Source organism: Luteimonas sp. Soil_C_16 (assembly GCF_057657295.1).
In genome coordinates this window covers 19,919-31,632 of sequence record NZ_JBDGIS010000009.1, presented here as the reverse complement: position 1 = coordinate 31,632, position 11,714 = coordinate 19,919, and the positions used below count along the sequence as shown (strand labels likewise).

Here is an 11,714-nt window from a genome sequence, read left to right as displayed (position 1 = left end):
CCGACACGCAGTCGATGCCGGCGGCGGCCACTGCGGCGCGCGACTGGTCGCTGCGTCCGATGCGCGCGACCGACGTCGATGCGGTCATGGAAATCGAAGTGCGCGCGTATCCGTTTCCGTGGACGCGCGGCATCTTCGACGACTGCCTGCGCGCGGCGTATCCCGCGTGGGTGCTGCACGTCGACCGGCGACTCGCCGGGTACGGCGTGCTGAGCGTCGCGGCCGGCGAAGCGCACGTGCTCAATGTCTGCGTCGATCCCGACCTGCATGGCCGCGGCCACGGCCGCCGCCTGTTCCGCGCCCTGGTCGATCTCGCCCAGCAGCACGGCGCGCAGCGCGTGTTCCTCGAAGTGCGGCCGTCGAATCCGAATGCGGTCGCGCTGTATCACGACGAAGGCTTCAACGAGATCGGCCGTCGGCCGCGTTACTACCCCGCGCACAATGGCCGTGAGGACGCGATCGTCATGGCCCGCGAACTGTTCGGCGCGGACTGAACACCGCCGCCGTGTTGCATCCGGCGCGCGCCGCGCGCCCCGACCGGAGAGCCGCCATGGGCGAACACACCCGCATCGACAACGAGAAACGCATCGCGCTGCTGATCGATGCCGACAATGCGCCGGCGGCGAAGATCGACGTGATCCTCGCCGAGGTCGCGCGCCATGGCGTCGCCAACGTGCGGCGCGCCTACGGCAACTGGAAAAGCCAGCATCTGGTCGGCTGGGAGAAAGTGCTGCACGAATATGCGATCCGCCCGATCCAGCAGTTCGCCTACAGCACCGGCAAGAATGCGTCCGACATGGCGATGGTCATCGACGCGATGGACCTGATGTACGCGCGCAATCTCGACGGCTTCGCCATCGTGTCCAGCGATGCGGATTTCACGCCGCTGGTGATGCGCCTGCGCAACGACGGTTACGCGGTCTACGGCTTCGGCCAGGAGAAAACGCCGACGCCGTTCGTCAAAGCCTGTTCGACGTTCCTGTATCTGGAGAAACTCCGCGCCGCCGACGAGGTCGACAGCGGCGGCACGACCAAGCCGCGCACCGGCGGCGAACTGCAGGCCGATCGCGAGCTCGTGCAGCTGTTGCGCAATGCGGTGTCCGCAGGCGCCGATGACGCGGGCTGGTCGCATCTGGGCGAGGTCGGCAGCCACGTGCGCAACCAGGGCTCGTTCGACGCGCGCAATTACGGCTATCGCAACCTCAGTGCGTTGATCGATGCGACCGGGCTGTTCGAAGTGCGCCGGGTGGGGCAGGCGGTCGAGATCCGCGAGGCGCCGAAGAAGCCGCCTGCGCAACAGGCGTCACGTGCACGCGGTCGCCGCAAGCCGGCGGCGACGGACTGACGCGTCCGCGTTCCGGTCGACTCAGTACAGATCCACCGGATCCACATCCAGCGACCAGCGCGCGCGGCGTGCTTCGGGCAGGGCGTGGATCAGCGGCAGGGCCGCATCGAGAATCGCGTGCAGGCGCGGACGTTGATCGGTGGCGATCAGCAATTGCGCGCGATACACGCCTGCGCGGCGGGGCATCGGTGCGACCACCGGGCCGTCGAGTAGCAGTGTCGGCATGCCGGCGGCGTCGCGGCCGGCATGCGGCGCGAGCACGCGGCGCGCGGCCTGCAGGAATGCCATCGGCGGTTCGGCCTGCTGCGACTCGGCGCGCAGCAGCGCGAGCGGTGCGAACGGCGGGAATCCCGCAGCTTCGCGTTGCATCAGTTCTTCCGCAGCGAAGGCGTGATACCCGCCCTGGATCAGCGTCAGCAGCAGCGGATGTTCGGGGTGGTGGGTCTGCAGCAACACCTGGCCGGCTTTTTCCGCGCGGCCGGCGCGCCCGGCGACCTGGATCAGCAGCTGCGCGAGTTTCTCGCCGGCGCGGAAGTCGGCCGAGAACAGGCCTTCGTCGATGCCGACCACGCACACGAGCGTGAGATTCGGCAGATCGTGACCCTTGGCCAGCATCTGCGTGCCGATCAGGATGCCGGGCTGACTGCCGAGTTCGCCCAGAAGATTTTCCAGCGCATCGCGTCGACGCGTGCTGCCGCGGTCGATGCGCAACACCGGCACGTCAGCGAAGCGCGCGGCCAGCAGCTCTTCGATGCGTTCGGTGCCCACGCCCTGCGGCTGCAGGCCGAGACTCGCGCAATCGGGACACGCCGGCGGCGCGCTCGCGCGATGGCCGCAGTGATGGCACTGCAGGCGGCGCCCGCCGGCGTGCACGGTCATCGGATGCGGACGATCGGGCGTGCTGCAGCGCGGGCAGTGCGCGCTCCAGCCGCAGTCGTGGCACAGCAGCACCGGCGCATAGCCGCGGCGGTTCTTGAACACCAGCACCTGTCCGCCGGCAGCGAGCGCGGCGGAGATCGCGGCGAACATCTCCGGCGACAGGCCGGCCTCGAGCGGGCGCTTGCGCACATCGAGCACGCGCACCGTCGGTGGTTTCGCCGCGCCGGCGCGGTGGGTCAGGCGCAGATGGGCGTAGCGGCCGGAGACGGCGTTCTGCAGCGATTCCAGCGACGGTGTCGCGCTGCCCAGTAGCACCGGCACGTCGAGCGCCTTGGCGCGCACCAGCGCGAAGTCGCGCGCGTGGTAGCGGATACCGTCCTGCTGCTTGTAGCTGCCGTCGTGTTCCTCGTCGACGACGATCAGCCCGGCATCGGGCAGCGGCACGAACACCGCCGAACGGGTGCCGACGACGACGCGCGCCTCGCCGCGCGCCGCAGCCGCCCAGACACGCGCGCGTTCGCCGTCGCCCAGTCCCGAATGCAGCGCATGCACCGGCACGCCGAGGCGGGCACGGAAGCGCGCGAGCGTCTGCGGGGTCAGGCCGATCTCCGGCACCAGCACCAGCGCCTGTCGTCCGCGCGCCAGGCAGTCGGCGATCGCCTGCAGGTAGACCTCGGTCTTGCCGCTGCCGGTCACGCCATCGAGCAGCAGCGCGGCGAAACCGATGCAGGCGGCGACCGCATCGACCGCCTGCTGCTGTTCGTCGTGCAGCGACGGCCCTGGCTGTGGCGTGGGCGCCAGTTGGGATGCCGGAATCGCGAAGCGTTCGGCGAGGCCGCGACCGGCCAGCGTGCGCGCGGCGGCGCGCCAGCCGTCCATCGCCAAGTCCAGCGCGTCTTCGTCCCTGGGCGTGGGCGCGAGCAGGGCGGCCAGGCGCTGCGGGCGGCCACCGGCTTTGAGTCCGGACAACGCGGTCCGACCGGCTTCGGTCAACCGCCAGGCCCAGGCGTGGGTATCGGGCAGCGCCTCACCACGGCGGAGGGCGGCGGGCAGGGCCGTCGCCAGCACTTCGCCCAGCGGCGCATGGGTGTAGCGGGCGAGCCAGCGCAGCGAGGCGGCCAGCTCGCCGTGCAGCAGCGGGGCGTCGTCGAGCCATTCGAGCGCCTCGCGGAGCGTCTGCGCGGGATCGTCGGGGGCGCCGACGCCCGCCACGACGCCGATCAGTTCCCGGGGCCCGAACGGCACCCGGACCCGGCGTCCGACATCGCCCGGTCCGACGGCGGCGCCGGCGGGCGCGCGATAGTCGAACAGGCGCGGCAGCGGCACCGGCAGGGCGATCTGGAGGACGGAAAGGGCGGCGTTCGGATCGGGCACCTGCAAATTCTATCGGCTCGACCGGCGCTTTCCCTCATTTGCGCGCCCAACCTCGCTTGACTTGTACGTTGTCGCTGCAAGTGCCGGAAAGAAAAGGGATTGCCGCTTATCCACACGATCTGTGGATAAGCCTGTGCATACACCGCTTCGAACACGACGTTATGCGGTATTCAGTGGGGTAAAGGATATGTTGGACAAAAAAGTGCCATATGGGTAATCCGCAATGGAATCAACGGCTTGGCCGTGAAACATTGTTGTCATGCAGCATCGGCATGTGGTCATCTTCAGCTGGATGACAGCGTTGTGAACCCTGTGAACAACCACTTGCGCGCGTCGGCGCCTGTGGAACGTTCGCGCGACGATCTGTCAAGGCTTGGGCCGCGGCGGCGGATGGCTATGATGCGCGGTCGCACACGCCGGCCCCGATGACCACGCCTCCCCAGTCAGCTCCACCCGGAATGTCCTCCGCCGTCGCCGCGTTCCTGCGCGGGGTGGAGCGGCGCGCGGCCGCGTTCGCGCAGTGGCAGAGCGGCGACATCGAGACCGGCGACGCCGCGCTGGCCGCCGCGATGACCGATTTCGGCCAGCTGGCGACCAATACCCCGTTCCCCGATTGGCCGCGCCGGTTCTGGGCCCAGCTGCTGGCGGCGCCGGCGTTGCGCGCGCCCGCGGTGCTGCCCGACGATGCCGATGGCCTGCCCGCACTGGCCGGGCTGTCCGGCGGTCCGCGGGTCACGGTGCTGCTGCGGATGGTGGCCGGCCTGCCGGAACACGAAGCGGCCGCGGTCCTGGGCGTCACCCGGGCCACGTATCGACTGGGCCTGCAGCGCGCCTTGCCGCATCGCGAGGACGGCAGCCCCGATCCCGACGCCTGGCGTCGCATCGCCGAGGCCGCGCAGGCGGCGATCCGCGCGCTGCCGCCCGATCGCCTGGCACGCCTGGCCGGCCTGCGCGAGGCCGCGCTGCGCGGCCAGGTGCCGCCGCTGCGCCGGTTCCCGCTGCAGCGCGCCGTCGCTGCGCCGCCCCCGGCCGAGGCTGCGCCGTCGCCGCCCCGGACCCGTGCCCGCTGGTTGTGGCCGGCGCAGGCGGTGGTTCTGGTCGCGATGGTCGCCGCGCTGGCTTGGACCTGGCGCGATGCGTTGCCGGGCGGCGGTCTCGACGACGACACGACGATCCGGATCGAGGCCCTGCCGGACGCCCAGTCCCCGGCAGCGACCTACGACGACGAGGTCGCGCTGCTGACCGCGCCGGACTTCGAACTGCTGACCGAATCGGAAAACGCGCCCTGGCGCGAGGACCCCGCGTTCTACGCGTGGCTGTCCACGCAGATCGAAACACCGACCGACGACACCCGCGACGCCCATCTCGACGACGTGCCGGACGATGCCGACGGCATGGAGACCACCGATGCCGATCTCTGAGCGCGTGCGCCGCTTCGCTGGCGTCGCGGGGCTGCTGCTCCTCGCCGCGCCGCTCGCGCAGGCCGCCCTGCCGCCTGCCTTGAAAGCCGAATCGTTGCCGGCCGCCGAACGCGCACAACTCGAAGCCCGCGCCGCACGCCTCGCGCAGATGACCCCGGCCGAGCGCGACGCATTGAAGGCGCGCCTGGCGGCGTGGCAGATCCTGCCGGCCGGCGAGCGTGCGCGCCGGCGGATCGCCTGGCAGGCGGCCGACGCCCTGCCGCATGCCGAGCGCATGCGGCTGCAGCAGGCGGCCGCGCATTTCGAGACCCTGCCCGAGCCCGAGCAGCGCGAACTGCGGCTGGCCTTCGAACAACTGGATCTGAGCCTGCGCCGCGGCTGGCTGCTGGGGCCGGTGCTCGGCGCCGACTGGCCACGGCTGCATCCGCTGTTCTCGGCGATGCCCGAAGACCAGCGCGGCCCGGTGCTGCTCGCGCTGCGTGCGACGTCGCTGCAGGCGCGCGACGATCTCGCCGCCCTGGCCCAGCGCACACCGCCGCAGGAGCGCGACGCGCTGCGTGCGCAGTGGCTGGCGGTGCCGGCCGATACGCGCGATGCGTGGCTGCGTGCGCGGGTGGCCGGAACGCCCTGACGGCGTTTCGGCCGATACGCGCGATGCGTGGCTGCGTGCGCGGGTGGCCGGAACGCCCTGACGGCGTTTCGAACGCGACGCTACAACGCGTACAGCGCGTAGCCCGCCATCGGAATCGCGACGCTGAGGAACAGCGCGAGGTACGCCATGCCGATGATCGCGAACTTCACCAGTGTCCACGGCCACGACTGGCCGTACACGCGCTTCTGCATCAGCAGCAGATAGACCGGCATCGCCCACAGCAGCAGGATCTGCGCGACGCCGACGATGCCCGTCGACCACGCCGCGTGCGTCGCCAGCCAGGGCGATGCGAGCGCACCGCAGAGCACCAGCAACAACGCCAGCATCAGCGCCGCGTGGCTGTAGAGGCCGACGACGACGTGCTCGAGATACAGCCGACCCTGGAACAGGTAGAGCAGCTTCAGCAGCACGGCGAACAGCGGTACCAGGATGAAGAGCGCGGTCGGTGCGACGCCGAACAGGGCGCGCACGAAGATCTGCGGATCGTTGTTGAACCGTTCGATGTTGCGCTCGATGCGTTCGCCGATCGGGCCGCCGATGGTCGGCGGGCCGGATGTCGACGCGTCGGCGTCGTCGGGCGCGGGTGTCGTCGCGGCCTGTGGACCGGTGTCCAATGTGGCGGCATCGGGCGCCGCATCGGGGGCGGTCGGCGCCGCGCCGTCGGGCGCGAGTGTCGCGATCCGCGCTTGCGCCTGCGCGCGCACTTCCGCCGCGGCGACGTCGAGTTGCGGGCTCACGCCCGGCAGTGCGCCGACGGTGCGGCGGGTCTCGGCGATGCCGGCCAGTGCGTCGTCGCGCATCGTCTGCACCTCGTCGACGGTCTGCGCCTGCGAGAACTCGGTGGCGACATCGTCGGTGCGCACCATCTGGCCGGGCTGGACGTCCTGCATCGCGTCCTGGACGACGAACTTGGCGACGAAGAACGTCAGCAGCGTCAGGATCACGAACAGCCGCATCGGTGCGACGTAGCGCACGCGATGGCCGCCGAGATAGCGGTTGGCGATGCGGCCCGGCACGAACAGGTCGCGCAACGTGCGGAAGATGCGACCGTCGAGATGCCAGAAGGATTCGAAGACTTCCTCCACCGCGTGGGCGACGTTGCGCACCGGGCTGTGCGTGGACTGGCCGCAGACGTGGCAGAAGTCGCCGTGCAGCGGCGTGCCGCAGTTCTCGCAGGCGGACGGGTGTGCGTCGTCGGAGGGCAGCGGCGGCAGGGCAGCGTGGGACATGCGCGGACGGATTCCTGGCAAGGCCGCAGCGGCGCGGCCGCGGACACGGACAAAAGGCGGGCGTGGGGCGCCGCGCGTGTCGCTCCCCTGCGCGGCGTGCCGGTAGAATGCGGTCCTTCGCGCCCCGGTGCCAGCGCACGCATCCGTCGTACGCGCGGCCGCAGCCGCAGAGCCGTTCCCATGTCCTCCGCAATCACGCCGCCGCCCTTCGGTCACGAGGTGCGGCGCACCGCCGTTCTGGCGGCCCCGCTGGTCGCTGGCCACGTCGCCACCGGCCTGATCGGTTTCGTCGATTCCGTCATCGCCGGCCACCACGGCACGGCCACGCTGGCGGGTGTCGCCGTGGGCACCGCGATTTTCTGGCTGCCGCTGATGGTGCCGATGGGCACGCTGATGGCGGTGCCGCCGTCGGTGTCGCAGCTCGACGGCGAAGGCCGCCATGCCGAGGTCGGCCCGCTGTTCCGGCAGGCGCTGTGGCTGGCGGCGGGTCTGGGCGTGGCGCTGTTCGGGCTGCTGACGGCGCTGGCCGCCGGGCTCGGTCCGTTCGGCATCGCCCCGGACATCGTGCCGGGCGCGACCGCGTTCCTGCACGGCATCCGCTGGGGCGTGCCGGCGCTGACGCTGTATTTCTGCATGCGCTACCTCAGCGACGGCCTGCACTGGACGCTGCCGACGATGGTCTTCGGCTTCGGCGGTCTCGCCGTGCTGGTGCCGATGGGCTACGCGCTCGCGTTCGGCTGGGGCCCGTTCCCCGAGGGCGGCGCCGGCGGGCTGGGTATCGCGTCCGCGATCATGATGTGGACCCAGTCGATCGCATTCGCCCTGTATCTGGCGCTGTCGAAGCGGTTCGCGCGCTACCAGCTGTTCACCCGCTTCGACCCGCCGCGCTGGACGGAGATCCGCGCGCTGCTGCGCACCGGTCTGCCGATCGGCGTGACCGTGACGATGGAAGGCAGCCTGTTCGTGGTGACCGCGCTGCTGATCGGCCGGCTCGGCGAGATCGAGGCGGCGGCGCACCAGATCGCGATCAATGTCGCGGCGCTGTGTTTCATGGTGCCGTTCGGCCTGGCCGAAGCGACCACGGTGCGCGTGGGCAATGCGATCGGTCGCGGCCTGGGCAGCGCCGGCGTGCGCCGGGCGGGCTTCGCCGGCCTGACGCTGGTGCTGGTGACGCAGACGGTGTCCGGCGTGCTGCTGCTCCTGGGCCACGACCACGTGGTGCGCATCTACACCGAGGATGCGGCGGTCGCCGCGCTGGCCGGATCGCTGCTGCTCTACGCCGCCGCGTTCCAGTTTCCCGACGGCATCCAGGCGCTGTCGGCCGGCGCGCTGCGCGGGCTCAAGGACACGCGCGTGCCGATGTTCCTCGCCGCGGCCGCGTACTGGGGCGTGGGCATGGCGCTGGGCGCCACGCTCGGTCTCGGGCTGGGGTGGGGGCCGAAGGGCATGTGGATCGGCCTGATCGCCGGCCTCACCGTCGCGGCCGTGCTGCTGGGCACCCGTTTCCTGCGCAGCAGCCGGCGTGTGCCCGCGCCGACCCCGGACCCGACGGCACAGTGACGACCGGCGCATGCAATGCCCTGCCGCGCCCGGTAGGCTGCGTGCTGGGCGGACCCGTGGCCGCACCGCTGCCGGCGGCCACGACCCGCGAATTCTTCTGATGGAGCCGTTTTACGCATGAGTACTGTGCAGCCACGCGCGCCGCTGACGCGCTTCATTGTCGGCATCTGGGACGGGATGAATTTCATCCGCCGGTTGATCCTCAATTTCCTGTTCTTCGGCCTGCTGTTCCTGGTCGCACTGCTGATCCTCATCGCGATCGTCGGCGGCGGTTCGCGGCAGTCGCCTCTGCTCGAGCGCACCACGCTGGTCATCGCGCCGGAAGGCGCGCTGGTGGAGCAGTACAAGTCCGATCCCTTCATGCGCGCGCTGGCCGAGAACAGCGGCAGCGGCGTGGGCGAAGTGCAGCTGCGCGACGTGCTGCGCGCGCTGGAAGCGGCGAAGACCGACGACCGCATCGAACGGGTGCTGCTGCGTACCGACCGCATGACCTTCTCCGGTTACGCGTCGATGCGCGAAGTGGCCGACGCCATCAGCGAAGTGCGTGCGGCCGGCAAGCAGGTCGTCGCGTTCGGCGAGTATTTCGGCCAGCAGCAGTATCTGCTTGCAGCGCAGGCGGACGAGGTTTACCTCGATCCCGAGGGCGGCATGATGCTCGAAGGTCTGGCCGGCTATCGCCAGTATTACCGCGAGGCGCTGGCCGACAAGCTCGGCGTGGACGTGCACCTGTTCAAGGTCGGCGAATACAAGTCGGCGGCCGAGCCCTACATCCTCGACGGCGCGTCGCCGGAGTCGAAGGAAGCCGACCTGTACTGGATGAACGACATCTGGCAGCGGCATATCGCCGATATCGCCAAGGTGCGCGGCACCACGCCCGAGGCGCTCAATGCCGGCGTCGACACGCTGCCGCAGGGCATCGCCGCGGCCCAGGGCGATCTGGCGCAGTACGCGCTGTCGCAGAAGTTCGTCGACGGCCTGAAGACGCGTGGCGAAGTCGAAGACCTGCTCATCGAGCGCGGCGTCGCCGACGAAGATGCCGAGGGCGGCTTCCGCCAGGTGTCGATGCGCGACTTCCTCGCGCACGTGTCGCCGGCCAGCTCGGCCGCGGACCGTCGCGACCAGGTCGCCGTGGTCGTCGCCGAAGGCGGCATTACCGGTGGCGAGCAGCCGCCGGGCACGATCGGTGGCGAGTCGACCTCGGCCCTGCTGCGCGAGGCGCTCGAAGACGAGCACGTGAAGTCGGTCGTGCTGCGCGTCGATTCGGGTGGCGGCGAAGTGTTCGCGTCCGAGCAGATCCGTCGCGAGGTCGACGCGCTCAAGGCCGCCGGCAAGCCGGTGGTGGTGTCGATGGGCGACGTCGCCGCTTCGGGCGGCTACTGGATCAGCATGAACGCCGATCGCATCTACGCCGATGCATCGACGATCACCGGTTCGATCGGCATCTTCGCGCTGGTGCCAACCTTCCCGCGCACGCTGGAGAAGATCGGCGTGCGTACCGACGGCGTCGGCACCACGCGCTTCGCCGGCGCGTTCGATCTGACCCGCGAACTGCAGCCCGAAGCCGGGCAGGCGATCCAGGCGATCATCGATCGCGGCTACGCCAACTTCATCGGCAAGGTCGGCGAGGCGCGCGGCCGCAGCAGCGCAGAGATCGACACCGTCGCGCGTGGTCGCGTGTGGAGCGGCACCCAGGCGCTCGATCGCGGTCTGGTCGACGAGCTCGGCGGTCTGCGCACTGCGATCGCCAAGGCCGCCGAACTCGGTGGGCTGGAAGAAGGCAAGTGGCGCACGCGTTACGTGGAGAAGACCGCGACGCCGTTCGGTCGCTTCCTGACCGGCTTCGTCAGCGGCCGTCTCGGCGGCGCGCTGGTCGGCCACAGCGACATCGCACGCGGCCTGCTGGCCCGCGCAGTGCCGCGGGCGGAGCAGGATCTGCAGCTGCTCGAAAGCGTGATCACCCCGCAGCCGGGTCGTCCGGTCAAGGCGGTTGCGTACTGCTTCTGCGAGCTGTGAGGCCGCGCAGCGCCTGATACACGAACGGCCCGCCATTGGCGGGCCGTTTCGTTTACGGCATCGCGATTGCGGTCAGCGGCGCACGTCGAATCGCCCGCTGTCGACGAGCGCGGTCACGTCGGATTCGCCGACCAGATTGAAGTCGCCCGGCACGCTGTGCTTGAGCCGTGCCGCCGCGAGACCGAACGCGAGCGTGCGGGCGTCGTCGAGACCCGACAGCACGCCGTGCAGCACGCCGGCTGCAAACGCGTCGCCGCCGCCGATCCGGTCGACGATGCCGTCGACGGGCAGGGCGTCGATGCGCTGCACGCCGCCGTCGCGACGCACCAGCAGCGCGCCGAGCGCGTGACGGTCGACGCTGTGCACCGTGCGCTGCGTGCACGCGATGCGCTGCAGATGCGGGAACGCCGCGAACGCGCGCGCGGACGCCTGCAGGGTGCGTTCGGCGCTGGCGTGTGCGCCGGTTTCCGATGCCTCCGCGCCGAGCACGAGATCGATGTCGCGGTGATCGATGAAGGCGATGTCCGCCTCGGCCAGCAGACCGCGCAGCAGCGGCGCGGGCGTGTCGTTCCACGCGGCCCACAGCTTCGGGCGGAAATTGCCGTCGAAGGACACCGTGGTGCCGCGTGCGCGTGCGGCGCGCAGCGCGGCCAGTGCCGCCTCGGCGGCATTCGGGCCCACGGCCGGCGTCACGCCGGAGACATGCAGGCAGTCGATGCCGTCGAGCAGGGCAGGCCAGTCGTAGCTGCCCGGCGCGGCGCGTGCGAAGGCCGAGTCGGCGCGGTCGTAGACCACGTCGCTGGGCCGCAGACCGGCGCCGGCGGCGAAGAAGTACAGGCCCATGCGGCCCGGCGTGCGGATGACGCGCGAGACATCCACGCCGTGCCGGCGCAGTTCGCCCAATGCGCCATCGCCCAGCGCATTGGCGGCCACCGTACCGGCCAGCGCGGCGTCATGACCGAAGCGGGCGAGCGACACCGCGACGTTGGTTTCCGCGCCGCCGACGTGCACGTCCAGATGCCGGGATTGCAGCAGGAATTCGCGCCCTGGCGCGCCCAGGCGCAGCAACAGCTCGCCGAAACAGAGAATACGTTTGCCCATCGCGGCAATGCCTTTCGATCGGGCCCGGTGGGGGAGCGGGCATGTGGATGTGGCGGCGCAACATGCTTTGCAGAATCGCCTCTGCTAGCGTTTGACCCGCGGTGTCATTCCGGCACCGGCGAACACCATAACAAGCGCGT

General features: G+C 70.6%; 9 protein-coding genes. 6 read left to right on the top strand and 3 right to left on the bottom strand.

What is annotated here, in order from left to right; translation table 11 throughout:
- Window positions 1–14 precede the first annotated feature (14 nt).
- On the top strand, window positions 15–494 hold the full coding sequence (gene rimI, locus AC3A5T_RS15445; RefSeq protein WP_487629419.1) for a ribosomal protein S18-alanine N-acetyltransferase: 480 nt from the start codon (window positions 15–17) through the stop codon (window positions 492–494).
- A gap of 56 nt (window positions 495–550) precedes the next feature.
- Complete coding sequence (locus tag AC3A5T_RS15440) at window positions 551–1,345, top strand: NYN domain-containing protein (protein ID WP_487629311.1); 795 nt, start codon at window positions 551–553, stop codon at window positions 1,343–1,345.
- Between the two features lie 21 nt (window positions 1,346–1,366).
- Here the strand turns inward: AC3A5T_RS15440 and AC3A5T_RS15435 are convergent, their stop codons facing one another.
- Window positions 1,367–3,598: a primosomal protein N' gene (locus tag AC3A5T_RS15435; RefSeq protein ID WP_487629310.1), complete on the bottom strand. Its 2,232-nt coding sequence runs from the start codon at window positions 3,596–3,598 to the stop codon at window positions 1,367–1,369.
- 458 nt (window positions 3,599–4,056) lie between these two features.
- On the opposite strand from AC3A5T_RS15435, the gene AC3A5T_RS15430 reads away from it, so the two are divergent.
- Both AC3A5T_RS15430 and AC3A5T_RS15425 read left to right on the top strand, forming a co-directional pair.
- On the top strand, window positions 4,057–5,019 hold the full coding sequence (locus AC3A5T_RS15430; protein WP_487629309.1) for an RNA polymerase sigma factor sigma-70 region 4 domain-containing protein: 963 nt from the start codon (window positions 4,057–4,059) through the stop codon (window positions 5,017–5,019).
- Window positions 5,006–5,650, top strand: a complete 645-nt coding sequence (locus AC3A5T_RS15425) for a DUF3106 domain-containing protein (RefSeq protein WP_487629308.1) — start codon at window positions 5,006–5,008, stop codon at window positions 5,648–5,650. The genes AC3A5T_RS15430 and AC3A5T_RS15425 overlap by 14 nt, the downstream gene beginning before the upstream one ends.
- A gap of 80 nt (window positions 5,651–5,730) precedes the next feature.
- Here the strand turns inward: AC3A5T_RS15425 and AC3A5T_RS15420 are convergent, their stop codons facing one another.
- Window positions 5,731–6,900, bottom strand: a complete 1,170-nt coding sequence (locus AC3A5T_RS15420; protein ID WP_487629307.1) for a DUF3667 domain-containing protein — start codon at window positions 6,898–6,900, stop codon at window positions 5,731–5,733.
- A gap of 180 nt (window positions 6,901–7,080) precedes the next feature.
- On the opposite strand from AC3A5T_RS15420, the gene AC3A5T_RS15415 reads away from it, so the two are divergent.
- Window positions 7,081–8,460 (top strand): MATE family efflux transporter, encoded by a 1,380-nt coding sequence (locus AC3A5T_RS15415; RefSeq protein WP_487629306.1) that lies wholly within the window; start codon window positions 7,081–7,083, stop codon window positions 8,458–8,460.
- Between the two features lie 117 nt (window positions 8,461–8,577).
- The gene (gene sppA, locus AC3A5T_RS15410; RefSeq protein WP_487629305.1) at window positions 8,578–10,473 is read left to right on the top strand and encodes a signal peptide peptidase SppA; all 1,896 of its coding nucleotides are present in this window, start codon (window positions 8,578–8,580) and stop codon (window positions 10,471–10,473) included.
- 72 nt (window positions 10,474–10,545) lie between these two features.
- Here the strand turns inward: sppA and AC3A5T_RS15405 are convergent, their stop codons facing one another.
- A complete protein-coding gene (locus AC3A5T_RS15405) occupies window positions 10,546–11,574 on the bottom strand; it encodes a sugar kinase (RefSeq protein WP_487629304.1) in 1,029 nt (342 codons plus the stop codon).
- Window positions 11,575–11,714 lie beyond the last annotated feature (140 nt).